The sequence below is a fragment of the Bradyrhizobium sp. CCBAU 21365 genome, from assembly GCF_015291305.1.
In the GTDB taxonomy this organism is placed as follows: Bacteria; Pseudomonadota; Alphaproteobacteria; order Rhizobiales; family Xanthobacteraceae; genus Bradyrhizobium; species Bradyrhizobium elkanii.
The window spans coordinates 5,562,406-5,585,315 of sequence record NZ_CP030036.1 but is presented as its reverse complement, the minus strand read 5'-3'; the positions used below and the strand labels follow the sequence as shown (position 1 = coordinate 5,585,315).

Here is a 22,910-nt window from a genome sequence, read left to right as displayed (position 1 = left end):
GCCTACTTAGCGCCGTGCCCGCGCGCATTCAAGTTCGGGGCCGCGACAGATTGGCCGTGGATACTATAACGTTACGCGCTGTCTGCGGTTCGGCGCAGCAGCCATCGGCGCGCCGCGACGACCGCCCAGATCGCTTCGACGAGGCCGAACGGCCAGGCGCCCTGCAGGAAACCGTAGGCCGAGCCGAGTGCGCAGGAGACAGCGAAGGCCAGGATGAACCAGGGGCTGCGATCTTCGGCCGCATAGCAGACGAGCATCATGGTCACGGCGAATAACCCGAACAGCGTCAGCGCATCCATTCCTCAGCAGAACCCCTGTTGTAACGCTGTTGATATCTGAGCATGCTTGGGATGGAATATCCATCCAGCGCCGCCGCCCTCGCCCCACAGTCCCAGGCCGCGCCGCCCGGGGCCTCGGCTTGCTGCAACTCGTGAGCATGGAGCGGCCGAGGGGCCGGTTGCGCGCGAGTCCACGCTCTCCTTAACCGTCCGATAACTGATTTTCCTAACCACCCCTTGGGCTGTGTTCCCGTACAAGGGCATCCACAGGGGCAGGAAAATGTCGGTTGTCTCAACGAGCAGCGTGCCGGAATACCGGCGGCTGTCGATCAAGGGTGTGTTGCGCGCCAGCAGAATGGGCGCCATCCAGTGGCTCGTCCTGAGCGCCGCGCTGCTGGTGCTCGCCATCACGCTTGGCACTGGCTATCTCGCGCTGCAGTTTCGCGAGCGCGCGCTGGAGATGTCCGAGCGCGAGCTCAACAACACCGCGCTGCTGCTGTCGCGGCATTTCGACCAGCAGCTTACCGACCTCCAGCATGTCCACGACGACATCGTGAATTATCTGCGGGCCGAGCAGGTCGAGACCGCCGATCAGTTCGAAAAGAACATGTCGCTGTTGAGCGCGCACGAGATGCTGCGCACGCGGCTGGCGGCGCTGCCGCATGTCGGCGGGCTCAATCTGTTCAACGCCAAGGGATGGCTGATCAACTCATCCGAGATGTGGCCGGTGCCCGACATCAGCGTCGCTGACCGGCGCTATTTCCGGGAGTTCACTTCGGGGCGGCCGACCTCACCTGTGATCGTCGAGCCCGCGATGAGCAAGGTGACCGGCAACTGGACCACTATCTTTGCGCGCAAGATCACCGGGCGCAACGGCGAGATCATCGGATTCGCCAGCCGCGGCGTCGAGCCGAGCCATTTCGAGGATTTCGTCGCCTCGCTGGCGCTGAGCGGCGACACCGTGATTTCGATGATCCACCGCGATGGCACCATCATCGCGCGCTATCCGCAGGATGCCGGCGTGATCGGCCGCAACATCATCAACCTGCCGGTGTTCCAAAAGGTCATCAGCTTTGGCGGCAACACGTCGGGACGGTTCGTTGGCGCTTCAGGCGAGGAGAACGTCGGTGCGGTCAGATCGCTGTCGCATTTTCCAATCCTGATCCTCGCTACCACGAAAACATCGAGCGCGCTGGAGGACTGGCGCACCCAGACCAAACTGCAGTTCTGCGCAGCCGTGCTGGCGGTCCTGATCATCAGCTTCGCGGTCTTCCTGATCGTCCGCCAGCTGCAGCGGCAGCACGACGCGGCAAGCCGCCGGCTGTCCGAGAAACGCCAGCACCTCGACACCGCGATCAACACCATGACGCAGGGGCTGCTGCTGTTCGACGCCTCGGCGCGGCTCGTGATCTGCAACCAGCAATATATCGACATGTTCGGCCTCTCGCCTGATGTCGCGAGGCCAGGCTGCCATCTGCGCGACCTGATCCTGCATCGCCAGGCGATCGGCTCGTTCGTCGGCGACGTCGATGAGTACTGCGCCCGCTTCACCAATCCCAGGGGTGACGAGGTCCGGGACTCCGTGATCATGACGCCGGACGGTCGCAGCATCCGCCTGATCTACAAGCGTGCGCCCGACGGCGGCTGGGCCACCACGCTTGAGGACGTCACCGATGGGCGGCGTGCGCAGGCGCGGATCGAATATCTCGCGCATTACGATGCGCTGACCAATCTGCCGAACCGGACGCTGTTCCAGCGCCACGCGGAAGGGCTGCTGCTCGAGGCCGCCACGCGCGAGTTCGCCATCCATTACATCGATATCGACGAGTTCAAGCGGATCAACGACACGCTGGGCCATCTGATCGGCGATGAATTTCTCCGGCGCGTCGCCGAGAAGTTGCGCCAGTCGGTCGGGTCGAACGATTTCATCGCGCGGCTCGGCGGCGACGAGTTCGCGATCGTCCAGCACGACATCACCTCGGACGACGACGTCGGCGACCTGGTCGCACGCATCTATCAGTCGCTGCGCACGCCGTTCGACTGCCTCGGCCATCATTTGTCGAGCGACGCCAGCATCGGCATTGCGATCGCCCCGCGTCACGGCTCCGACCTGTTCCGCCTGCTCAAATGTGCCGACCTTGCGATGTACGCGGCCAAGGCAGCGGGCCGCAGGACCCATCGCTTCTTCGATCCGGCGATGGAAGCGCAGGCCAATCTGCGCCGCGCGCTGGAGGCCGACTTACGCACCGCGCTGGCCGAGGGCGGCTTCGAGCTGCACTACCAGCCGCTGGTCGATCTGCGCAGCGACGAGGTAACCGGCTGCGAAGCGTTGCTGCGCTGGCGGCACCCCATGCGCGGCATGATCTCACCGGCGGAGTTCATACCGGTTGCCGAGGAGACCGGGCTGATCGAGGAGATCGGGCAGTGGGTGCTGCACACCGCCTGCACCGAGGCGGCAGCCTGGCCGGCGCATGTGCGCGTCGCGGTCAACGTCTCGCCGATCCAGTTCAAGTCGGAGACGTTGGCGCTGAAGGTTGCCAATGCGCTTGCCGAGAGCGGGCTCGATCCGCGCCGGCTCGAGCTCGAGATCACCGAGGCGGTGCTGATCGCCGACGACGATGCGGCGCTGGTCACGCTCGGCCAGCTCCGCGCGCTCGGTGTCCACATCGCGCTCGACGATTTCGGCACCGGATACTCGTCGCTGCAATATCTGCAGCGCTTCCCGTTCGACAAGATCAAGATCGACCGCAGCTTCGTCAAGGAAGTGACCCGCAACAGCGGCTCGGCCTCGATCATCCGCGCCGTGGTTTCGATCGCAGCCGACCGCAACATGATCACCACCGCCGAGGGCGTCGAGACCGACCAGCAGCGCGACACCGTGCAGATGCTCGGCTGCACGCAGATGCAGGGCTATTTGTTCAGCAGGCCGGTTCCTGCGCGGGACCTGCGGACGCTGCTCGCGGCCGATTGCGTCGCCGCCTGAGCGGCTGCCGATCCCCTCTGTCAGGAACAATCGTCGCTGTCTCCGATTGAGAGTGGAAGCTCTTGAGAGGCGAGGCGGTCCATGAAAAGCAAGCTCGTGTCCGATGCGCCCAGCGCGCAGGTTCACGTCGTCGTGCTCGATAGCGGCGAGGAAGCGTTCGGCGCGCTGACGAAGTTCGCCAATGATGCGAAGGTGACGGCGGCATCGCTCACCGCGATCGGCGCGTTCGAGCGGGCAACCGTCGGATGGTTCGACTTCGCATCGAAGAGCTATCGGAAGATCGAGATCGACGAGCAGTGCGAGGTGCTGTGCGCGATCGGCGATATCGCGACCGGCGACGACGGCAAGGCCAGCCTGCACATGCACATCGTGCTCGGACTGTCGGACGGGTCGACCCGCGGCGGCCATCTGCTTGCCGGCATCGTCCGCCCGACGCTGGAGGTTGTGGTCACGGAAGCCCCCGCCAGGCTTCGCCGGCGGAAGCGGCCCGAGCTCGGCCTTGCCCTGATCGATCCCGCCGCGACCGCCTGACGCCTTCCGTCGAAAAGTTCCTGAAAATCGACCTGCCGACGCTGAGGCGCGGAACCGAACCTGCGGAACCGCGTTCCCTTGCGGGGCTCTACCAGCAGGCGATCAATGAAGACCGCAGCAACGTCCGCGGCCATGCTGCTGTTTGCCTCGTGCATGGCAAACGCAGAGAGTGGCCTTGCGTCCTATTATCGAGGCATCGGCAGGAGTGGCGAGATGACCTGCGCGCATCGCAAGCGGCCATTCGCAGCATGATCACCGTCTCCTATCTGGGAAAATCGATCCGGTGCCGCGTCAACGACCGGGGCCCGTTCGTTCGTGGACGGATCATCGATGTGTCGACCACCGCGGCCCGCGCGCTCGGCATCCTTCAGCTGGGCGTCGCGCATGTCGTGATCCAGTAGAGCGCGGCGGGCGACAGGATCAGGGCTTGGAAGCGGTCGCCCGCTGTTCGGCGATTGCCTTTCGGAGCGTCCGTGACAGGGCCTCGACCGAATAGGGTTTCTGAATCAGCTCGAAGCCGCTGTGCGCATTCTCGGCGAGCACGTTGCTGTAGCCGCTGGTCAGCACCACCGGCAGGCCGGGAAAACGGTCGCGGATGATTCCGGCGAGCTCGACGCCGTTCATGCCCGGCATGATCACGTCGGAGAACACCAGGTCGGCGGCGAACTCGTTCTCCGAGAGGATCGAGAGCGCGGCATTGGCATTGGCCGCGCGCTTGACCGAATAGCCGAGATCCTCGAGCAGCTCGGTGGAGAACTGGCCGACATCGTCGTTGTCCTCCACCACGAGGACGCGATAGCCGCGGCCGATCGAAGCCTGCTCGGTGCCCGCGCTGGCTGCGACCTTGGCGTCCGCCGGGCGCATCGCGTGCGGCAGATAGATGGTGAAGGTCGCACCGTGCCCGGGCGTGGAGGTGACCTCGATGTCGCCGTCGGATTGCTTGACGAAGCCGAAGGCCTGGCTCAATCCAAGACCCGTTCCCTTGCCGACCTCCTTGGTCGTGAAGAACGGTTCGAAGATCGCGTCGAGATTTTCCGGCGAGATGCCGGTGCCGGTGTCCTGGATCGAGACCGTGACGAAATCGCCGCTGCGCGAGGCCTGGGCGCGCAGGGCAGGGATATTCTTGACCTTCCGGACGCCGATCGTCAGCTGGCCTTCGCCGCTCATGGCGTCGCGGGCGTTGACCGCGAGATTGAGCAGCGCGGTCTCGAACTGGCCGATGTCGGCGATCGCAAAGCAGTCGGGATCCTCGATCCTGACCTCGATGTGAATCCGCGCGCCGACCAGCGGGCGGATCAGCTGCGTCACGCTGTCGACCTGCGTCCCGACATTGAACACTTCCGGATTGAGCGGTTGCCTGCGCGCAAATGCCAATAGCTGCGCGGTGAGCTTGGAGGCTCGCTCCACGGTCTCGGAGATCGCGTCGATATAGCGGCGGCGCCGGTCGTCCGGCAGCTCGCGGCGGCGCAGGAAGTCGGTCGCGGAGCGGATGATGGTGAGCAGATTGTTGAAATCATGCGCGACGCCGCCGGTGAGTTGGCCGACCGCTTCCATCTTCTGCGATTGCCGCAGGGCTTCCTCGCCGCGGCGCCGTTCGGTGATGTCGACGGCCTCCGGCACGGCGCCGACGATGGTGCCGTGCTGGTCCTGCAGCGGCCGCATCGCGAAATCGAAATAGCGTTCGCCGATCGGCAGGCGCAGCTGCATCTCGATCTTGACTTCCTCGCCGCGCATCACGGTCGCAAAGGCATTCCGGATCACGCGCGGCATGCCCTCGGTCGCGGCGAACCACGGCGTGTCCCAGAACGGCTTGCCGACGACGTCGGCGGCATCGGTACAGATGCCGGCCAGCGCCGTCTGGTTGCTGTAGAGCAGGTCGCCATCGCGATTGAGCAGCATCTGGTATTGATGGCTGGTTTCCAGGATCGCGCGCGTCTGCGCTTCGCGGGATTCGAGCTGCGCGGTGCGCTCCAGGATGCGCCGCTCCAGCGACTCGTTGAGCTTGCGAAGCTCGATCTCGGCTTCCTTCGCCGCCGTGATGTCGTGGGCGACGCCGATGAAGCCGATGTGCTTGCCGTTCGGGTCCCAGCGCGGCTGCGATTCCGAGCGCAGCCAGCGCCAATCGCCCGCGGCGTTCCGATAGCGGGCCTCGAGCACGAATGGCTTCAGCGACAGCTCGCCGGTGATCTGCTCCTGCAGGATTTGCGGCAGGTCATCCGGATGCAGCGCCTTGCGCCAGTCGAACACGATCGCTTCCTCGAATGGCAGTCCAAGGAAGTCGAGATAGGCTTGGTTGGCAAAGGAGCGGGTGCGGTCGAGCTTGGTCACCCAGATCGGCACCGGCGCGCTGTCCGCGATCAGGCGGAATCGCTCTTCGCTCTCGCGGAGGGTCTCCTGCGCCAACATCTGATCGGTGACGTCGAGATCGGCGCCGACCAGCCGCAGCGCACGGCCGCTGCGGTCGCGCTCGATCTTGGCGACGACGCGGATCCAGCGGCTCTCGCCGTCGTTCGGGCGGATGATGCGGTATTCGGCCGTGTAGTCTTCGCCGCCGGCCTTGAGCACGCCGAACAGGTGCCGGATCGTGCGTTCGCGATCCTCGGGGTGGATGCGCGCGACCCAGTTCTCATAGGTCTCGTTGACCTCTTCGGGCGGCAGCCCGTGCACCAGGAGATATTCGGGAGAGCGGCGGTTGCGCACGCCGTCGCGGAAATCGATCTCGAGTCCGCCGACCCGCGCGATGCGCTGGATCCGCGCCAGTTCCGCCTCGCGCTCCTGGAGCTCGCGATGGGCGCGATCGCGTTCGCGCGCGATCTCCTCAAGATGCTGCCGCAGCCGTTCGGCTGCCGCAGCTTCGGGAAGCACATCAGCGGGATCGGATGGGGTCATGCGCGCCGGCAACCTCTCGGTGCAGTTTCACACAGGACGCGGCGGCTTTGCCAGCTTGATTTACGGCGGTCACTTGCCCTTCACTGGTTCTTCACTTGCCACTCACTTGGCCTTGGGCGGACGGCAATTATAGGCCCGGCGGAACCCGGCCGCCTGTGCATCCTCCTCGGAGCAGAACCAGCGATCCGGATTGCCGAGGCCCGGGTAACTGCGGCACGCTTGCAGATGGTAGATGCCGACATTGCCGGTGACGCGGGCGCGCACGGCGTACTTGCCCTTGATGTTGCAGCTGGCCGGCATCGGCAGGTCGTCGGGGAAGAGCGCGTCGCGGATCTGCTGGTCGCGGTCGCCGGGGCAGGCGTTGCCGAGCAGGGCGCCGTCCTTCCTGGCCGTACGAAAGTCGCGCGGCGCCACGAAGCAGCCCTTCCAGAGCCCGGCGCGATTGTCCTTGGCGGTGGCTTCGTCCGGCTTGAATCGGCCAGTGGCCGATTCCTCGACATTGAGAGCATAGCCCTTCTGGACCAACACCTGGCTGAGGCTGGTCGGGTCGCCCTCGATCTTGCAGACGCCGAGGCGGCGCTTCTTGAAGGTCGGATCGACGCCGATATCGTCGCAGTGAACCTGCTTGCCGCCGATCAGCCTGGTCAGCTGGTCGCGCGCCTCGATCCCGCAGGTCCAGACGTCGGCGTGCTCGTCGATGCAAAGCTGATCGACCGCCGGCGCGTCGATGCCGTCGAGCCGATAGGTCGTGTTGCCGAGCTGAACGGTGCCGGCGTCCTTGATGACCGCTGACGCCGTGGGGCCTGCGGTTGCAGTCAGGCTGGTGGTTGCAGAGAGGCAGGCCAGGAGAAGCGTGGTGGCGACCGGATTTCGAAACCGCATTTTCTCAACTTCAGATCTTTGGCGGGCATCTGAACTTCTAGCACAAGCCGGTACGATCCAACCAAGGACTGTTCGCGAATAGGGGCGTGCGCACCGTCACGTCCCGATCGGCATTCCGCGACGTAGAACGGCCGGACATTGCCATTGAAGGGATGCGCATGGCCGAGTTCAATCATCAACGTCCTCGCCGAAATCGTCACCGACATCTGGACCTGCAATGCCTCGCGCGCTGGCGGCGGAAGAGAGGGGCGGCCCAGGAGACCGCGTCCGATCGAAGATCCGATTGACTTGATGAGAACAAACTAGGAACATGATGCGCCACCTGAACCCGGATAACCAATGATGTCTGCACGGCCCGAATCTGACGACGATGACGGGCTGGAAGCCGCTGTCGATCAGGCCATTTCCGCCTGCGGCGGGAATCTGCGCGCCACCATCCGGGCGCTGATCGTGGCCAACGAATTCCTGGAGAACGAGGTCAGCGAACTGATGAAAGCCGTCGCCAAGGCGCATTCGCGTGGCCGCTTCAAGACCTATTCGGGCTGAAATACCCCTCAGGCTACCGCCGAGGATTTGGCCGAGGATTTGGCCAGGTATCGGGCAGGGCGTGCATTAGACCGTTGCCTCCGGGGCAATTTGCTGTACCACGGAGTGGTTACGCCCAATCGCCCGTGCCAGATTGCGCGGGGAGGAATCCTGCCAAAGCCCAAGTGCTAAGAAGCACAAGTCCTAAGAAGCCCAAGCAAGAAGAGCATGTTCAAGAAAATCCTGATCGCCAACCGCGGCGAGATCGCCTGCCGGGTCATCAAGACTGCGCGCCGTATGGGGATTGAGACGGTTGCCGTCTACTCCGAGGCCGACCGCGACGCGCTGCATGTCGAGATGGCCGATGAAGCCGTGTTGATCGGCCCGCCCGCCGCGGCCGAGAGTTATCTCTTGATCGACAAGATCGTCGACGCCTGCCGCAAGACCGGTGCGCAGGCGGTGCATCCCGGCTACGGCTTCCTGTCGGAGCGCGAGGCGTTTCCGCGCGCGCTGGAAGCCGCCGGCATCGTCTTCATCGGTCCGAACCCCGGCGCCATCGCCGCGATGGGCGACAAGATCGAATCCAAAAAGGCGGCGGCCAACGCCGACGTCTCGACCGTGCCGGGCTTTCTCGGCGTCATCGAGGACGGTAAGCATGCGGTGAGGATTGCCGATGCGATCGGCTATCCCGTGATGATCAAGGCCTCCGCCGGTGGCGGCGGCAAGGGCATGCGGATCGCCTATTCGACGAGGGAGGTCGAGGAGGGATTCGGGCTCGCCAAGGCCGAGGCCAAGGCCTCGTTCGGCGACGACCGCGTCTTCATCGAGAAATTCATCGTCGATCCCCGGCACATCGAGATCCAGGTGCTCGGCGACAAACATGGCAACGTGATCTATCTCGGCGAGCGCGAGTGCTCGATCCAGCGCCGCAACCAGAAGGTCATCGAGGAGGCGCCGTCGCCGCTGCTCGACGAGACCACCCGCCGCAAGATGGGCGAGCAGGCGGTCGCGTTGGCGAAGGCGGTGAACTACGATTCGGCCGGCACTGTGGAATTCGTCGCCGGCCAGGACAAGAGCTTCTACTTCCTGGAGATGAACACCCGCCTGCAGGTCGAGCATCCCGTCACCGAATTGATCACCGGCATCGACCTCGTCGAGCAGATGATCCGCGTCGCCGCCGGCGAGAAGCTCGCGATCGTGCAGAAGGACGTGACGCTGACCGGCTGGGCGGTGGAATCCCGCGTCTATGCCGAGGATCCGTTCCGCAACTTCCTGCCCTCGATCGGGCGCCTGGTGAAATATCGTCCGCCGGCCGAGGCCAGCCATGACGGCATCACGATCCGCAACGACACCGGCGTGCAGGAGGGCGGCGAGATCTCGATCCATTACGATCCGATGATCGCCAAGCTCGTCACCCACGCCCCCTCGCGCGCCGCGGCGATCGAGGCGCAGGCGACCGCGCTCGACGCGTTCTATGTCGACGGCATCCGGCACAACATTCCGTTCCTGTCGGCCTTGATGAATCATCCGCGCTGGCGCGAGGGCCGGCTCTCGACCGGCTTCATCGCGGAGGAATTTCCCAAGGGATTTTCGGCACGCGCGCCCGAGGGCGAGATCGCGCGGCGGCTGGCCGCGGTCGGCGCCGCCATCGACCACGTGCTGGGCGAGCGCAAGCGGCAGATTTCCGGCCAGATGGGCGGCCGCGTGGTGCAACGCGAGCGCCGCCGCGCGGTGTGGCTCGACCACGCCGAGATCGCACTCGACGTCGCGCGCGAGGCCGACGCGATAGCTGTGCGCTTCATCGGCACCGACGGGCTGCCGGGCAATCCGCACAATCTGGTGTCGAGCTGGGTGCCCGGCGAGCCGGTCTGGCAGGGCACCGTCGACGGCAATTTTGTCGCCGTGCAGGTGCGGGCGATCAACAACGGCTTCCGCCTCGCGCATCAGGGCTTTGAGGTCCCGGTCTATGTCTTCACCGAGACCGAGGCGACCTCGGCGCGGCTGATGCCGGTGGTCTCGGCCGCCGATACCGGCAAGAAGTTGCTGTGCCCGATGCCTGGTCTCGTGGTGTCGATCGCGGTGACCGAGGGGCAGGAGATCAAGGCCGGCGAGACCCTGGCGGTGGTCGAAGCCATGAAGATGCAGAACGTGCTGCGCGCCGAGCGTGACGGCACGGTCAAGAAGATCCACGCCGCCGCCGGCGCCACGCTCGCGGTCGACGCGCTGATCCTGGAGTTCGCTTAGCACCGTCATTGCGAGCGCCAGCGAAGCAATCCATCTAACCGCGCATGATGAGAGATGGATTGCTTCGTCGCTTCAGTGCAAAATTGCTTAGCAATTTTGCCGCGGGCTCCTCGCAATGACGTGGATGGAGACACATCATGGCCTTCCGCAAACGCCGCGAAGCACTGCGATCGATTCTCAACGGATCAACCTGCATCCGCCCGGGCTCGGTCTATGACGCGACCTCGATCCGGATTGCGGAGGATCTCGGCTTCGAGCTCGGCATGTTCGGCGGCTCGGTGGCCTCGCTCGCTGTGCTCGGCGACCCCGATATTGCGCTGATCACGCTGACCGAATTCGCCGAGCAGATACGCCGCATGTCGCGTGCGTCGACGCTGCCGGTGCTCGTCGATGCCGACCACGGTTACGGCAACGCGCTCAATGTCCGCCGCACCGTGCAGGAGGTGGAGGCGGCTGGCGCGGCCGGCCTTACCATCGAGGACACGCTGCTGCCGCAGGCGTTCGGCCAGGCCAAGACCCAGCTGATCTCGCTGGAAGAAGGTGTCGGCAAGATGAAGGCCGCGCTTGATGGCCGCAGCGATCCGTCGCTCGTCATCCTGGGCCGGACCGGTGCCGTCTCGATCACTGATCTCGACGATGCGATCGCACGCGCCAGGGCCTATGAGGCGGTCGGCGTCGACGGCTTGTTCTTCACCGGCATCAGATCGCGAGGCGAACTGGAGGCGCTCTCGGCCGCGACGACGCTGCCGATCGTGCTCGGCGGCGCGCCGGAGGAGATGACCGCGCTCGACTATCTGGCAAGCCAGCGCGTCAGGATCGCGCTGCAAGGCCACGCACCATTCGCGGCCGCAACCCAGGCCGTCTTCGAGACGCTGAAGGCGCTGCGCGAAGGCACCTCGCCGAAGAACCTCAGGGGCATTGCCTCGTCCGAACTGACCGGTCGCGTCATGCGCGAGGCGGAGACCAAGGCGCGCAGCGGCGAGTTCCTTGGTCTGAAGAAATGAGCGGCGTGATCCGCCACGTCACCATCAGCGGTCGCGTCCAGGGCGTCGGCTATCGCGCCTGGGTCGACGAGCAGGCAAACGCACGCGCCCTCGAAGGCTGGGTCCGCAACCGCCGCGACGGCAGCGTCGAGGCGGTATTTGCCGGCCCCGACGACGTCGTCACTGACATGATCGCGGCATGCAACCGCGGTCCGTTCTCGGCGCGCGTTGCTGCCGTGCACGCCGCATCAGGCAATTCCGATCTTTTGAACCAGCGCCAGGCAGGGGAGCGGTTCTCGGTCCTGCCGACGGTCTAACGCGCGGCATCACGCGACCGCCGAGATCACCAGCGCTTGAATCCGGCCTTCGATCGCGCCGCTGCCGAAGCGGCGGGCAAGCGCCGACGCGGCGTGCTCGGTCGCAGCATCAAGGCCGACACCGCCGCGCGCCTCGATCTCGCCGCGCAATGGTGATCCCTGGCAAAAGCCGATCGCAGGATCATGAGGCGCATTGGCCCGGCTTTGCAGCTGAACATCGTCGATCTCGATCTTGCTGAAGCCCGCGGCTGCAAGGTCGGCGCGGATCGGGTCGGCCGCGTAGTGGCCATAAGGCGTGCGCGCCAGGAAGCGCGGCGGATCGGCCGGAAAGACCTCCGCCAATGCCTGGGTCACCACGTCGGCAAACTCGTTGTCTTCGATGCGACCCCACATGCTGAACAGGAAACGGCCGCCCGGCTTCAGCACACGGCGCGCCTCCGAATAACCCTTGGGTTTGTCGGGGAAGAACATCGCGCCGAATTGGCAGGCGACGACGTCGAAGCTCGCATTGTCGAACGGCAGGTTCAGAGCGTCGGCCTGCCGCCACGTGATGGCGGTCCCGCCCGGCATCTGTGACTTCGCTCGTTCGAGCATCGGTTCATTCAGGTCGGTCGCCACGATCCTGGTGTCGCTGCCGAGCGCGGACGCCAGCGCGCGAGTGACGGCGCCGGTGCCGGTTGCCGTCTCAAGCAGGTCGCGCGGGCCAAGAACCTTGGCGCGTTGCGCCAGATCGCGTGCGTAGGGTTCGAAAATCATCGGCACGAGGAGCCGGTCGTAGAGCTCCGGAATGGACCCAACGAACTCCTTGTCGGACGCCGGCATGCGCAATCTCCCTTGCGGCCGCGACGCGGGCAACCCGGTGCACGGCTCAATCATCCACCCGGATCAGCTTGGACGAGGAGCTCGGGGGTCACAAAGGAAAACTCCTCACCTGTAACGAATGGTATTCGCGGGGGGGGGGGCGTCGGATAGGTCAGGAGACCTGCCATGCCTCCTGCGCTTTCGTTGAACGCAGGTCAGCCTTGACTTCTGCTCCGAATGATCTGATATTTCTGTCATGACAGAAATAACCGCCAAGAAAAAACTTCCTGCCGTCGTCGAGCGCTTCATCCTGCATTGGGGCGACATGGGCGACGAATGGGGCGTCAACCGCTCGGTGAGCCAGATCCACGGGTTGCTCTACCTCGCCGAAGCGCCGATGACGGCAGAGGACATTGCCGACACCCTCGGCATGGCGCGCTCCAACGTCTCCAACTCGATCAAGGAGCTCTTGTCCTGGGGATTGATCCGGCGAGTGCCGATCCTTGGCGACCGCCGCGACCACTTCGAGGCCGAGACCGACATCTGGGAGGTCGCGGCCAAGATCGCGGCGGGACGCAAGGAGCGCGAAATCGATCCCGCGCTCGCAGCGTTGCGCGCCTGCGTCTCCGACGCGGCCGGCGATCCGGCCATCAGCCCGCTCGCGAGCAAGCGGCTGAAGGAGATGCTGACATTCACCGAGCTTGTCGACCGCTGGTACACGCAGATGCTGAACGTGCCGCGGCCGCGCCTGGTCGCGCTGATCAAGCTCGGCGAGAAGATCGTGAGTTTCCTGCCGACAGGCAGAGTCAAATAAAGGCGGCGGCGTAACGAGAGTGTGCGATGGCGTCAGCAAGGATATCCACCTTAAAGACAGCGCCGGCTTCCGATACCAAGCTGCTCGACGACCATCGCTTCCGCGCATTGCTGTCGGACGAGGATTGGGGCCGCCTGCCGGTTGCCATCTGGCGGCGCTTCTCGAAACGGTTTGAAGACGGCAACACCGTCGTCTATGTCGGCGAGGTCGAGGAGGCCTCGTGCAGCCGCATCGGCTGGTGGCTGGCGCAGGCCGCGCGGCTGATCGGCGGGCCGTTCCCGACCGGCACCGAAACGCGCGTGCCGATGATCGTCACCGTCACCGAGGACGCGGCCAGCGGCGGCCAGGTCTGGACCCGCATCTGCGCGCGCCGCGACGGCTTTCCGCAGGTGATTCATTCCGCCAAGCGTTTTGCCGGGTCCACCGGGCTCGAGGAATATGTCGGCTTCGGTGTCAGCATGGCGCTGCGGATCGCGGTCGAGCACGAGGCGCTGGTGTTTCGCAGCGTCGGCTATTCGCTGCAGCTCGGCCCGTTTCGGATGCCGCTGCCCGAATGGCTCACACCCGGCGATCTCACCGTGACCCATTCCGATCTCGGCTGCGGCGACTTCCGCTTCACGCTGGAGATCATCCACCCGCGTTTCGGCCGGCTGATCCGTCAGTCCGCTGTGTTCAGGGAGGCCACGCCATGACGCCGCTGCTTTGGACGCTTGTCGCCATCCAGATTGCGATGGGCGCATTCGATACGTTCTATCACCACGAATTCACCGAGCGGCTGGCCTGGCGTCCTTCGCAGCGCCACGAGCTCCAGCTGCACGGCGTGCGCAACATGCTCTATGCGCTGGTGTTCCTCGTGCTCGGCTGGCTGGAGGTGCACGGCATTCTAGCGATCGCCATCATGGCCGTCCTCGTCGTCGAGGTCGTCATCACCTTGATGGATTTCGTCGAGGAGGATCTGAGCCGAAAGCTGCCGTCGAGCGAGCGGATCAATCACACGCTGCTGGCGATCAACTACGGCGCCATCCTCGTGCTGCTGGTGCCGGTCCTGATCGGCTGGGCGATGCTGCCGACCGCCGTCGCGCCGGCCTATGCGGGTCCGCTAACCCTGTTCGCGACCGCTGCGGCCTTCGGCGCCGCGCTGTTCGGCGCGCGCGACTTTGCCGCGGCCAGACGCCTCGGACGAATGGCCAGCGTGCCGGCCGCGACGCTGGTCGAGAAATTGCCGGCGCGGCAGACCGTGCTCGTCACCGGCGCGACCGGCTTCATCGGCAGCCGCCTGGTGGCGAGCCTCACCATATCCGGCCATCAGGTGATTGCGTTGATCCGCAATCCGGCAAAGGCCGACATGCTGCCGCCGCCGGTGACGCTGATCACGAGCCTTGACCAATTGCCCGCCGACTCCGGGATCGACGCCATCGTCAATCTCGCGGGCGAGCCGATCGGCAACGGCCTGTGGACCGAGGCCAAGCGCCGCAAGATCATCGCCTCACGTATCGACATGACGTCTGACGTGATCAAGCTGATCGCGCGCCTCGAACGCAAGCCGTCGGTACTCGTGAGCGGCTCCGCGATCGGCTGGTACGGACTCTGGCAGGACCAGGTGCTGACCGAGTCGGCGAAATCCCACGCCTGCTTCAGTCACGAATTGTGCGAGGCCTGGGAGAATGCGGCCAAGCCGGCCGCGGATCACGGCGTGCGCGTGGCATATTTGCGGATCGGTCTCGTGGTCGGCACCGATGGCGGCTTCATCACGCGGATGCTGACGCCGTTCGAGTTCGGGCTCGGCGGCCCGCTCGGCTCGGGCAAGCAGTGGATGTCGTGGATCGAGCGCGACGACCTCGTGCGCCTGATCGCGCATGTGATTGCGAGACCCGAACTGTCCGGTCCTGTCAACGCGACCGCGCCGATCCCGGTGACCAACACGAAATTCACCGAGGAGCTCGGACGCCGTCTGCACCGGCCGGCGATCTTCCGCGTGCCGGCGGCGCTGCTCCGTGCCGTTGGCGGCGACTTCGCCGACGAGCTCCTGCTCGGCGGCCAGCGCGTGCTGCCGAACAAGGCGCTGAGCAACGGCTTTGTGTTCCGGCACGAAACCCTGCGCAGCGCGTTCGATGCGATCTTGTGAGGAGGCCCCGGATGTGCAGCACCTGTTCCCGTGCATTCGGAGGTTGGCTTGCGGGCTGTGGCGCCGCGACGGCGGTGATTTCCGCCGTCGGTCAAACCATTCTGATGATGACGTCGCACGGCGATGTCGCGCGGCTGCTCTACGGCATCGTCGTGATGTTGCCCTCCGTCGGCCGCGGTCTTCATCATCACTTGTCTGCTCACAGCAATTCCCACTGTGATCGTCGTCTGGTTCACTGAGGAGTTCCATATCCGAGCCGCGGGATTTTTCGCCTGCGCAGGCGCGGCGATCGGCGCGTTGTGCATCACTGTCCTTCTACGATCCCTGGCTGTCTGGACATCCGGACTGGTTTGCCTGTTCGTCGTGGCCGGGTTTGTTGCCGGCCTGACCTACTGGTTCGTGATGTGCGAACTGGCGGCAGGCGAAGACTCGATGTGAACCGCTACGATGTTCAACCTATGCTGCCGAGGCCACGCTCCGAAACGTCGCAGCCAGCGTCCTGAGTGCCGCGAGCTTGGCGGGATCGCCGACCTTCGAATGCAGCATCACCTTCGACGTGCCGAGCCGAGGTAGCTTGTGGGCAGGGCCGATATCGACCAGGCCCGGCGGCGCGATGCGGCGGACGAGGGGCGCGACGGCCAGCCCTGCAAGCGCGGCCGCCACCACCGCGGTGACGCCGCCGCCGACGAAGCTTTCGGTCCACGCGATGCCGGCCTTGTCCAGCGCGCGCACGGCGAGGGCGCGCACGCCGCAGGGCGGCGCCAGCGTTGCCAGCGGCAACGCATCGCCGCGCGGCCAGACGAAGCGTTTGGCGGCGAACCAGCCGAATTCGTCCTCGGTCAGTTTCTCGCCGCCGCGCCGGCTGCCTTCCTGGCGCACGATCACGGCGTCGAGCTCGCCGCCATCGTAGGCATCGAGCATTTCGCGCGAGAAGCCGATGGTCACGGAGAGGGCAAGCTGGGAGGCCATCGCGTGCAGCCGCTCCAGCAGCGGCACCAGCTCCGGGCCCGCGGCGTGATCGCTGATCCCGAGCGTGAGCTGCTGGCGCGCCGGTTTCTCGCCGGCCAGCGCGCGATCATGCACCTCGATCAGCGCGCGGGCGTGGTGCAGGAAGGCCGCGCCGTCGGCGGTCAGCCGCACCGCGCGCGGCGAGCGCTCGACCAGCCGCTTGCCGAGCACCGTTTCGAGCCGCTGCAATTTCATGCTGATCGCCGCCTGCGTGGTGCCGAGTGCTTCGGCTGCCCGGGTGAAGCCCTGCAGCTCGGCGACGAGGAGGAAGGCCTGCACGGTGTCGATGTCGAGCGTCGTCGTCATGATCAATGATCGTTATCATTGCTATCCAGCTTGATAAGATACCAAGATGATGCGCAAAGGTCTAGCTAGAGGGCGCGCGATTGACCGCGCCAACCAAGTTCAAGGAGACCGAACATGCCCCTCATCACCGTCACCTATGCGACGTCCCGTGAGAGGCCGTCGCTGAAGTCCGACATCGCCGCCGCGGTGTCGGAGTTGACCGCCGGGATTCTGCACAAGGATCCCAAGGTCACTGCTGTTATCGTGAAGTCCGCCGACGCCGCCGACTGGTTCGCCGGCGGCAAGTCGCTGGCCGAGCAGGGGCTTGCGAGCTACTGGCTCGACATCCACGTCACCGAGGGCACCAACACCAAGGACGAGAAGGCGACCTATCTCGCGGCACTGTTCAAGCGGATGGGCGAACTGCTCGGGCCGCTCCACACCGAGAGCTACGCCCATGTCGACGAGGTGAAGGGCGATGCCTACGGCTTCGGCGGCCTCACCCAGGAGCGCCGCTATATCGCCGGCAAGCTCGAGATCGTGCCGCAGAACGCGGCGTGAAGCCTATGACGTCGCTTCCGGCAGGCGCGCTGCGCTATCGCCGAACACCGCGGAAAAGGCCTGCCGGAGCGCGATGTCGACATCGGCCATCGTGACCGGCAATCCGAGATCGACCAGCGAGGTGACGCCGTAGCGCGGATCGACCACGCCGCAGGGCACGATGGCCTGGAAGTGCGATAGATCAGGCTCGACATTGATCGCGATGCCGTGGAACGAGACCCAGCGGCGCAGCCGCACCCCGATCGCGGCGATCTTGTCCTCATGGCCCGGTCCCTTGTCTGGGCGCCGTACCCAGACCCCGACGCGGTCCTCGCGGCGCTCGCCGCGGACGTTGAAGGCGGCGAGGGTGCGGATGATCCATTCCTCCAGCGAAGCGACATAGGCGCGCACATCGGGCCGGCGCCGCTTGAGGTCGAGCATCACATAGGCGACGCGCTGGCCCGGGCCGTGATAGGTGACCTGGCCGCCGCGGCCGCTCTGGAAGGTCGGAAAGCGCGGCGCGAGCAAATCGTCGGCCTTGCCGCTGGTGCCGGAGGTATAGAGCGGCGGGTGCTCGAGCAGCCATACCAGTTCGGGAGCCGAGCCCGCCGCGATCTTCGCCACCCGGTCATCCATTGCGGCGAGCGAATCGGGGTAGGGCACCGCGCGGTCCGAAACCCGCCATTCGACCGCTTCGCCGCCCGAAGGGCGCGCAAAGGTCGTCAAATCGAGGCTCTGGCGGTCGTTAACCATTAGCTAACCCTAACGTGGTCAGGTGAACCCACAATCTAGTTCCCCGTTGGCGGTCCAGAAGTGCCCACCCTCGATAAAGTCAGCGTTGATCTCATGGTGGTCCTCGGCACCACCACGATGCCGATTCACCAGGTCATGCGGCTATCCCGCGGCGCCATCATCGAACTCGATGCCACCGAGGCCGACGAGGTCAAGATCCTCGCCAACAACCTGCCGGTGGCCAGCGGCGTGGTCTTGGTCGACCGAAACCGGATTGCGGTCGAGGTCAAGCAAATGCTGCCGAAATCTCCCGGCGTTCGCAGTTAATTCCCGCATTAATCGCCTTGTCCCTGCATCCGTGATTTGTTACATGGCCCCGTCGATCCGGCGGTGCCTTCGGGGTTCCATCCGGTATCCCAAGCGCTCGTGGCGGAATTGGTAGACGCGCTGCCTTGAGGTGGCAGTGGGTAACACCGTGGGGGTTCGAGTCCCTCCGAGCGCACCACACCTCAGCTGATCCTTGAAATCGCTGGACTTTTCGGAGCATGGCCGCTCGCCGGCTATGCCGGCCCGTGCCTCGGGGGGGGGGGCAGGTCCGACGAGAGGAGGCGCGTGACGTGGAGGTGCCGGTCGATGCGGTCATGTAACACCGGTCAGGTAGATTCGCGGATGCATGGCCTTACCGGTTTGGTGTTGCCGACCGAAGCCGGCCGCTTTCCCCCGATTACGCGGCCGCAAGCCTGCCCCACCCGGAGCGCCTGATGATCTTTGCCAGCTACGCCTACCGTGTCATCTCCAACTTCGTGTTTCTGGGGCTGGTCTATTTCACGCTGAACCTTCTGGAGAAGGACGAGCAGCGCGCGACGGTCGCGATCCTGATCCTGGTCTATGCGGCGATGCACGCCTTTTCCGGCCTGCGCTCGTTCTATTTCTTCCAGCGCATCGAGCGCCTGGTGGGTGAGACGCGGCGGCCAATGTCACTGTGCTCAGGCATGCCGGCGAGATCAAATCCTATATCGACATCTTCTTCCTGGCGCTGGTGATCCTGCTCTGCGTCGCCAAGATCATGGCCAGCTAGATCACGTCAATCGGGCACGCGCTTGCCGGCCGCCGCCGCCTCGGCGCGCGGCGTGCGCTTCTTCAAATTATTGGCGACGTGGACTGAAGCATTGTCCGCGGCCGGCGGCGCGACATGCAAGGGGGCGCCGTGCGCTCTGCCGTGCGCCGCGGCGGGCGCCTGATGCGCGGCGTGCTTCGGATGCCCGGCCTGGCGCGCGGAGAACGCCTGCGCGCGCGGTACGCCAGCGCCTACGGCCGCGCGCTGCGCCAGGCGGCGATTGGCCGTCGATCGGGCCGCGAGCAAGGTCAGGTCGAGCGCTTCGGGAACGCGGAACACGTCGGACGCCGGGACCGGCAATGTCGAGACCGATGCGAACCGCGCAAGCTGCGGCTGCGGCCACAGCGTGCGGACGGGCATCGCGACCCGGGTGCGCTGTGCGTGGTCGAGGATGTCGGCATCGCGCCAATCCATGTCGGCAAGCACCGGGGCAGGCAGCGCCCGCGTCGCGGTGAACACGAAGTTCGGAATTTTGGGCCAGCGCGTGGTCGCCACCGTCTCGGTCGGTGGATGCAGGTACCATTGCTGCGGCTGGGTCGGCGTCGCCGGGCGATCGGGCGTTGCGGGCACGACATGAACGATCCGGTAGCCGCGCTCCTTCAGCGTGTTGAGGATGCGCGGCAGCGCCGCAACGGTGCGCGGCTGGATGTCGTGCAGCAGCAGGATGCCCTTGCGCTTGGCTTCGATCCGCTGGATCGCGAGGTCATAGACCCGCTGCGGCGAGATGTGGCGCCAGTCGTCCGCGGGGAAGTCGGCGCTCCAGACCTGGATGCCCTGGGACGCCAGATAGGCCTCCGGGATCTCGGCGCGCATCAGGCCGGGAATCCGGAAGAACGGCGCGAGCTTGCTCTTGTCGCCATTGAGGGCGGCGAGCGTCGAGGCGATGCCGTCGTCGACCTCCTGCCGCACCTTCTCGAGCGGCATCTTGTTCATCGTCAGCGGATGGTTCTGGCTGTGCGTGCCGACGGTATGGCCGGCCGCGATCAGCTTGCGCACGCCCTCTGGATTAAACCGGGCCTGGGAGCCGATGGTGAAGAAGGTCGCCTTGACGCACTGGCTGGCGAGAATGGCCAGCACCTGGTTGCTGTATTTCGGCAGCGGCCCGTCGTCGAAGGTCAGTACCACTTCGTGATCGGCGAGCGGCAAGGTCTCCGGATACTGCATGGTGCCGATCCGGGGATGCTCCTTGGGATCGACGACGAGGGTCCGCGAAGTGCCGAGTGCGTTGGGGTTAGGGCAGTCTGCGGCGAGGGCAGCGTACGGCGTCATCAAGCCGCAGCCCAGCAGCGCCGCACGGACCACGGTCCGCGACCGCTTCCGGATCATCACCAGGACGTTTGCAATCATCGAATCTCGGCCGCATTCCAAACGCACTGACGAATCCTTAGGTGCGGCGCCATGAATGCCGCCTTAACGGTCTGTAATCCACCTAGGGTCCCGGGTTCAATGTGTCCGGTCGGACACGGTTTTCATCGCCGCCGGGACGATGTGGACGACGTGGTAATTATGCTCCTGCAGGTACCTCAAGAAGGCGGGCAGCATCTCGGCCGTCCGCATTTGCGGGTCATGCAGCAGGATAATTCCCTTGCGGTGGCCTTCGAGCCGCCCGGTAAGCAGCTTGAGTTCCTCCTCGGGGGCCATCTTGTTCCAATCGCTGGCCCAGAAATCAGCTCCGAACACCGCAATACCGCGCTTTTCCAGGTGGCCGAGCAGGGCGGGCGTCGACTCGAAATAGGGGAACCGGAAGAACGGCGTGCTCGGAATCGTGCTCGCGGTCCCGCGCAGGGCCTTCTGGACCGCTTCGATCCCCAAGTTGATGTTCGCCTCGGCCTGATCCGTCGGCATCCTGTTGAGATGCGGATGGTCCCAGCTGTGATAGCCGATGGTGTGGCCGAGGCGCGCGATCTTGCGGACCATATCGGGATGATCGGCCGCGTTGCGGCCGACCATGAAAAAGGTGGCCTGGACGCATTCGGCCGCCAGCGCTGTCAGCACCTTGTCGGTGACCCCCGGCGTCGGTCCGTCGTCGAAGGTCAGCACGACTTCGCCATCCCTGAGCGGCAGGGTCTGCGGAAAGCTCTTCAGCCCGACGCGCGGATAGGTCGCGGGGTCGACCTCGAGCACACGTGAGGTACCGAGCGCGTCCTTGCGCTGGCATTCGGCGGCGTGCGCCGAGCCGAACAGCGCAACAGGCGCGAGCGCGACCAGCGCCGCGAAAGCCTTCCGGAGCGGTCGCGGTGCGCTCGACATCTTTCTCATTGCACTGGGCCCCACCGATTAGGTAATCCGTTCCGCACTCATCCAACCAGTTTTTCCCCTCCTGTCAAACCGGCGAAACACGGCATGGCCGAGAATTTCGACGTTGCCGAACCCGCCGAGGCCGATCCGCTGGCCCGGATGCCGATGCGGAACGAGGAGGGCGAGCTCCGCGGCGAATTCGTCGCGGCGATCACCCGGGCCATCCACGCCGCCGACCGGCCACTGCTGTGCGAGGTGGTGGCGGAACTGCACGAGGCCGATCTCGGCGACCTGATCGCGGCGCTGGAGCCGGACGACCGCGTCACCCTGGTCGAGATCACCGGCACCGATTTCGACTTCTCGGCGCTCAACGAGGTCGACGAGACCGTCCGCGAGGAGATCCTCGAGGAACTTGAGCCGGAGACGGTTGCCGAAGGCGTCCGCGAGCTCGAATCCGACGACGCCGTCGAGCTCCTGGAGAGCCTCGACGAGGAGGACCAGGAAGAGATCCTGGAGAAGCTGCCGGCGGCCGAGCGCGAGGACATCGAGCGCAGCCTGCTGTACCCGGAGAATTCCGCCGGCCGGCGGATGCAGACCGAGTTCATCGCGGTGCCGCCGGATTGGAATGTCGGGCAGGCGATCGACTACATGCGCGACACGCCGGATCTGCCTGACCGCTTCTACGAGATCTATGTGGTCGACGCCGACAAGCATTTGCTCGGCGCGGTGCCGCTCGACGTGCTGCTGCGCACGCGCCGCCCGGTTCCGGTCAAGGACCTGATCGACGAGGACCGCCGCCGGGTCTCCGCGCTGGAGGACCAGGAAGAGGTCGCGCGGGTGTTCGGCAAGTACAACCTGGTCGCAGCTCCCGTGGTCGACACCACCGACCGGCTGGTCGGCGTGATCACCATCGACGACGTCGTCGACGTGATCGAGGAGGAGGCCGACGAAGACTTGAAGGCGCTCGGCGGCGTCACCAGCGACGAAGAGCTGTCCGACACGGTGTGGACCATCGCCCGCGGCCGCTTCAACTGGCTCTTGGTCAATCTCGCCACCGCGTTCCTGGCCTCGTCGGTGCTCGGCCTGTTCGAGGGCCAGCTCGAGAAGATGGTGGCACTTGCGGTGCTGGCGCCGATCGTGGCGAGCCAGGGCGGCAATGCCGCGACCCAGACCATGACGGTCGCGGTGCGCGCGCTCGCCACCCGCGAGCTCGGCCCGTACAACGCGATGCGGGTGGTGCTGCGCGAGACCATGGTCGGGCTCGTCAACGGCATCGCCTTTGCCGTCATCACCGGCGTCGCCGCGGTGGCCTGGTTCAAGATCCCCGGCCTCGGCATCGTGATCGGACTTGCGATCATCTGCAATCTGGTGGCCGGCGCGCTCGGCGGCATCCTGATCCCGATGGTGCTGGAACGGGTGCGGGCCGACCCCGCGGTCGCCTCCGGCACCTTCGTCACGACCGTCACCGACGTGGTCGGCTTCTTCTCGTTCCTCGGCATCGCCACGCTGTGGTTCGGGCTCAAGTAACGCGCTCGCGGGCAGGGCGGCGCATGGTTCGGGCGCGAGCCGCGCCGGGCCGCTTACCGTTAATCCGAACTTAACACGCTTCATCGATGAT

At 65.5% G+C, this 22,910-nt stretch carries 24 protein-coding genes and 1 tRNA gene; 17 read left to right on the top strand and 8 right to left on the bottom strand.

Annotated elements, in window-relative coordinates:
• Nucleotides 1–71: 71 nt before the first annotated feature.
• Nucleotides 72–299: a hypothetical protein gene (locus XI02_RS26155; RefSeq protein WP_018272058.1), complete on the bottom strand. Its 228-nt coding sequence runs from the start codon at nt 297–299 to the stop codon at nt 72–74.
• A gap of 259 nt (nt 300–558) precedes the next feature.
• Between XI02_RS26155 and XI02_RS26150 the strand changes: the two genes are divergently transcribed.
• The 3 genes from XI02_RS26150 to XI02_RS46420 all read left to right on the top strand — a co-directional run bounded on the left by XI02_RS26150 (nt 559) and on the right by XI02_RS46420 (nt 4,193).
• Nucleotides 559–3,261 (top strand): EAL domain-containing protein, encoded by a 2,703-nt coding sequence (locus tag XI02_RS26150; protein WP_172647824.1) that lies wholly within the window; start codon nt 559–561, stop codon nt 3,259–3,261.
• Between the two features lie 81 nt (nt 3,262–3,342).
• Nucleotides 3,343–3,792 (top strand): PPC domain-containing DNA-binding protein, encoded by a 450-nt coding sequence (locus XI02_RS26145; protein ID WP_172647825.1) that lies wholly within the window; start codon nt 3,343–3,345, stop codon nt 3,790–3,792.
• Nucleotides 3,793–4,040: 248 nt separating this feature from the next.
• A complete protein-coding gene (locus XI02_RS46420; protein ID WP_370143545.1) occupies nt 4,041–4,193 on the top strand; it encodes a septal ring lytic transglycosylase RlpA family protein in 153 nt (50 codons plus the stop codon).
• A gap of 19 nt (nt 4,194–4,212) precedes the next feature.
• On the opposite strand, the gene XI02_RS26135 is transcribed toward XI02_RS46420, so the two are convergent.
• Together XI02_RS26135 and XI02_RS26130 are read right to left on the bottom strand one after the other, a co-directional pair.
• Nucleotides 4,213–6,681 (bottom strand): PAS domain-containing protein, encoded by a 2,469-nt coding sequence (locus XI02_RS26135; RefSeq protein ID WP_026192871.1) that lies wholly within the window; start codon nt 6,679–6,681, stop codon nt 4,213–4,215.
• A gap of 102 nt (nt 6,682–6,783) precedes the next feature.
• Complete coding sequence (locus tag XI02_RS26130; protein WP_016840473.1) at nt 6,784–7,563, bottom strand: thermonuclease family protein; 780 nt, start codon at nt 7,561–7,563, stop codon at nt 6,784–6,786.
• 339 nt (nt 7,564–7,902) lie between these two features.
• Here XI02_RS26130 and XI02_RS26125 point away from each other — a divergent pair, with 339 nt between their 5' ends.
• From XI02_RS26125 to XI02_RS26110, 4 genes are all read left to right on the top strand, one after another.
• Complete coding sequence (locus XI02_RS26125; protein ID WP_016840474.1) at nt 7,903–8,109, top strand: hypothetical protein; 207 nt, start codon at nt 7,903–7,905, stop codon at nt 8,107–8,109.
• A gap of 207 nt (nt 8,110–8,316) precedes the next feature.
• Nucleotides 8,317–10,332, top strand: coding sequence for an acetyl/propionyl/methylcrotonyl-CoA carboxylase subunit alpha (locus XI02_RS26120; protein WP_038380418.1), 2,016 nt, complete (start codon nt 8,317–8,319; stop codon nt 10,330–10,332).
• A gap of 137 nt (nt 10,333–10,469) precedes the next feature.
• A complete protein-coding gene (locus XI02_RS26115) occupies nt 10,470–11,336 on the top strand; it encodes an oxaloacetate decarboxylase (RefSeq protein ID WP_016841403.1) in 867 nt (288 codons plus the stop codon).
• Nucleotides 11,333–11,632 (top strand): acylphosphatase, encoded by a 300-nt coding sequence (locus XI02_RS26110; protein ID WP_016841402.1) that lies wholly within the window; start codon nt 11,333–11,335, stop codon nt 11,630–11,632. Before XI02_RS26115 ends, XI02_RS26110 begins: the two co-directional genes overlap by 4 nt.
• A gap of 9 nt (nt 11,633–11,641) precedes the next feature.
• On the opposite strand, the gene XI02_RS26105 is transcribed toward XI02_RS26110, so the two are convergent.
• Nucleotides 11,642–12,454, bottom strand: a complete 813-nt coding sequence (locus tag XI02_RS26105; RefSeq protein ID WP_016841401.1) for a class I SAM-dependent methyltransferase — start codon at nt 12,452–12,454, stop codon at nt 11,642–11,644.
• A 235-nt stretch (nt 12,455–12,689) separates the two neighbouring features.
• Between XI02_RS26105 and XI02_RS26100 the strand changes: the two genes are divergently transcribed.
• The 5 genes from XI02_RS26100 to XI02_RS26080 are packed head-to-tail and all read left to right on the top strand — an operon-like array spanning nt 12,690 to nt 15,810.
• Nucleotides 12,690–13,247: a GbsR/MarR family transcriptional regulator gene (locus tag XI02_RS26100; RefSeq protein ID WP_016841400.1), complete on the top strand. Its 558-nt coding sequence runs from the start codon at nt 12,690–12,692 to the stop codon at nt 13,245–13,247.
• Between the two features lie 26 nt (nt 13,248–13,273).
• Nucleotides 13,274–13,939, top strand: a complete 666-nt coding sequence (locus XI02_RS26095) for a DUF4166 domain-containing protein (RefSeq protein ID WP_016841399.1) — start codon at nt 13,274–13,276, stop codon at nt 13,937–13,939.
• Nucleotides 13,936–15,372, top strand: coding sequence for a TIGR01777 family oxidoreductase (locus XI02_RS26090; protein ID WP_172647826.1), 1,437 nt, complete (start codon nt 13,936–13,938; stop codon nt 15,370–15,372). The genes XI02_RS26095 and XI02_RS26090 overlap by 4 nt, the downstream gene beginning before the upstream one ends.
• Before the next feature lie 11 nt (nt 15,373–15,383).
• Complete coding sequence (locus tag XI02_RS26085; protein ID WP_172647827.1) at nt 15,384–15,611, top strand: hypothetical protein; 228 nt, start codon at nt 15,384–15,386, stop codon at nt 15,609–15,611.
• Nucleotides 15,589–15,810 carry a hypothetical protein gene (locus tag XI02_RS26080; RefSeq protein WP_172647828.1) on the top strand — a complete coding sequence of 74 codons (222 nt, stop codon included), beginning with the start codon at nt 15,589–15,591 and terminating at the stop codon, nt 15,808–15,810. The genes XI02_RS26085 and XI02_RS26080 overlap by 23 nt, the downstream gene beginning before the upstream one ends.
• An 18-nt stretch (nt 15,811–15,828) precedes the next feature.
• On the opposite strand, the gene XI02_RS26075 is transcribed toward XI02_RS26080, so the two are convergent.
• Nucleotides 15,829–16,686, bottom strand: coding sequence for a LysR family transcriptional regulator (locus tag XI02_RS26075; protein ID WP_018272050.1), 858 nt, complete (start codon nt 16,684–16,686; stop codon nt 15,829–15,831).
• A 114-nt stretch (nt 16,687–16,800) separates the two neighbouring features.
• On the opposite strand from XI02_RS26075, the gene XI02_RS26070 reads away from it, so the two are divergent.
• Nucleotides 16,801–17,226 carry a 4-oxalocrotonate tautomerase family protein gene (locus XI02_RS26070; protein ID WP_018272049.1) on the top strand — a complete coding sequence of 142 codons (426 nt, stop codon included), beginning with the start codon at nt 16,801–16,803 and terminating at the stop codon, nt 17,224–17,226.
• Nucleotides 17,227–17,229: 3 nt separating this feature from the next.
• On the opposite strand, the gene lipB is transcribed toward XI02_RS26070, so the two are convergent.
• Nucleotides 17,230–17,958 carry a lipoyl(octanoyl) transferase LipB gene (gene lipB, locus XI02_RS26065; protein ID WP_018272048.1) on the bottom strand — a complete coding sequence of 243 codons (729 nt, stop codon included), beginning with the start codon at nt 17,956–17,958 and terminating at the stop codon, nt 17,230–17,232.
• A 60-nt stretch (nt 17,959–18,018) separates the two neighbouring features.
• Between lipB and XI02_RS26060 the strand changes: the two genes are divergently transcribed.
• The 3 genes from XI02_RS26060 to XI02_RS26050 all read left to right on the top strand — a co-directional run bounded on the left by XI02_RS26060 (nt 18,019) and on the right by XI02_RS26050 (nt 18,980).
• On the top strand, nt 18,019–18,264 hold the full coding sequence (locus tag XI02_RS26060; protein WP_021080574.1) for a FliM/FliN family flagellar motor switch protein: 246 nt from the start codon (nt 18,019–18,021) through the stop codon (nt 18,262–18,264).
• A 93-nt stretch (nt 18,265–18,357) separates the two neighbouring features.
• Nucleotides 18,358–18,442: transfer RNA gene (locus XI02_RS26055), tRNA-Leu, on the top strand.
• A 256-nt stretch (nt 18,443–18,698) separates the two neighbouring features.
• On the top strand, nt 18,699–18,980 hold the full coding sequence (locus XI02_RS26050; protein WP_370143546.1) for a hypothetical protein: 282 nt from the start codon (nt 18,699–18,701) through the stop codon (nt 18,978–18,980).
• A 41-nt stretch (nt 18,981–19,021) separates the two neighbouring features.
• On the opposite strand, the gene XI02_RS26045 is transcribed toward XI02_RS26050, so the two are convergent.
• On the bottom strand, nt 19,022–20,401 hold the full coding sequence (locus XI02_RS26045) for a polysaccharide deacetylase family protein (RefSeq protein WP_018272046.1): 1,380 nt from the start codon (nt 20,399–20,401) through the stop codon (nt 19,022–19,024).
• Nucleotides 20,402–20,497: 96 nt separating this feature from the next.
• The gene (locus XI02_RS26040; protein WP_018272045.1) at nt 20,498–21,313 is read right to left on the bottom strand and encodes a polysaccharide deacetylase family protein; all 816 of its coding nucleotides are present in this window, start codon (nt 21,311–21,313) and stop codon (nt 20,498–20,500) included.
• Nucleotides 21,314–21,397: 84 nt separating this feature from the next.
• Here XI02_RS26040 and mgtE point away from each other — a divergent pair, with 84 nt between their 5' ends.
• A complete protein-coding gene (gene mgtE / locus XI02_RS26035) occupies nt 21,398–22,819 on the top strand; it encodes a magnesium transporter (protein WP_018272044.1) in 1,422 nt (473 codons plus the stop codon).
• Nucleotides 22,820–22,910 lie beyond the last annotated feature (91 nt).

Excerpts from the sequence above, each read along its gene's own strand:
- XI02_RS26105 (WP_016841401.1), bottom strand. The coding sequence starts at position 12,454 with ATGCCGGCGTCCGACAAGGAGTTCGTTGGGTCCATTCCGGAGCTCTAC.
- mgtE (WP_018272044.1), top strand. The coding sequence starts at position 21,398 with ATGGCCGAGAATTTCGACGTTGCCGAACCCGCCGAGGCCGATCCGCTG.
- XI02_RS26110 (WP_016841402.1), top strand. The coding sequence starts at position 11,333 with ATGAGCGGCGTGATCCGCCACGTCACCATCAGCGGTCGCGTCCAGGGC.
- XI02_RS26070 (WP_018272049.1), top strand. The coding sequence starts at position 16,801 with ATGCCCCTCATCACCGTCACCTATGCGACGTCCCGTGAGAGGCCGTCG.
- XI02_RS26125 (WP_016840474.1), top strand. The coding sequence starts at position 7,903 with ATGATGTCTGCACGGCCCGAATCTGACGACGATGACGGGCTGGAAGCC.
- XI02_RS26050 (WP_370143546.1), top strand. The coding sequence starts at position 18,699 with ATGATCTTTGCCAGCTACGCCTACCGTGTCATCTCCAACTTCGTGTTT.
- XI02_RS26095 (WP_016841399.1), top strand. The coding sequence starts at position 13,274 with ATGGCGTCAGCAAGGATATCCACCTTAAAGACAGCGCCGGCTTCCGAT.
- lipB (WP_018272048.1), bottom strand. The coding sequence starts at position 17,958 with ATGGTTAACGACCGCCAGAGCCTCGATTTGACGACCTTTGCGCGCCCT.
- XI02_RS26040 (WP_018272045.1), bottom strand. The coding sequence starts at position 21,313 with ATGAGAAAGATGTCGAGCGCACCGCGACCGCTCCGGAAGGCTTTCGCG.
- XI02_RS26045 (WP_018272046.1), bottom strand. The coding sequence starts at position 20,401 with ATGATTGCAAACGTCCTGGTGATGATCCGGAAGCGGTCGCGGACCGTG.
- XI02_RS26100 (WP_016841400.1), top strand. The coding sequence starts at position 12,690 with ATGACAGAAATAACCGCCAAGAAAAAACTTCCTGCCGTCGTCGAGCGC.
- XI02_RS26090 (WP_172647826.1), top strand. The coding sequence starts at position 13,936 with ATGACGCCGCTGCTTTGGACGCTTGTCGCCATCCAGATTGCGATGGGC.
- XI02_RS26145 (WP_172647825.1), top strand. The coding sequence starts at position 3,343 with ATGAAAAGCAAGCTCGTGTCCGATGCGCCCAGCGCGCAGGTTCACGTC.
- XI02_RS26120 (WP_038380418.1), top strand. The coding sequence starts at position 8,317 with ATGTTCAAGAAAATCCTGATCGCCAACCGCGGCGAGATCGCCTGCCGG.
- XI02_RS26150 (WP_172647824.1), top strand. The coding sequence starts at position 559 with ATGTCGGTTGTCTCAACGAGCAGCGTGCCGGAATACCGGCGGCTGTCG.
- XI02_RS26115 (WP_016841403.1), top strand. The coding sequence starts at position 10,470 with ATGGCCTTCCGCAAACGCCGCGAAGCACTGCGATCGATTCTCAACGGA.
- XI02_RS26135 (WP_026192871.1), bottom strand. The coding sequence starts at position 6,681 with ATGACCCCATCCGATCCCGCTGATGTGCTTCCCGAAGCTGCGGCAGCC.
- XI02_RS26155 (WP_018272058.1), bottom strand. The coding sequence starts at position 299 with ATGGATGCGCTGACGCTGTTCGGGTTATTCGCCGTGACCATGATGCTC.
- XI02_RS26085 (WP_172647827.1), top strand. The coding sequence starts at position 15,384 with ATGTGCAGCACCTGTTCCCGTGCATTCGGAGGTTGGCTTGCGGGCTGT.
- XI02_RS26130 (WP_016840473.1), bottom strand. The coding sequence starts at position 7,563 with ATGCGGTTTCGAAATCCGGTCGCCACCACGCTTCTCCTGGCCTGCCTC.
- XI02_RS46420 (WP_370143545.1), top strand. The coding sequence starts at position 4,041 with ATGATCACCGTCTCCTATCTGGGAAAATCGATCCGGTGCCGCGTCAAC.
- XI02_RS26075 (WP_018272050.1), bottom strand. The coding sequence starts at position 16,686 with ATGACGACGACGCTCGACATCGACACCGTGCAGGCCTTCCTCCTCGTC.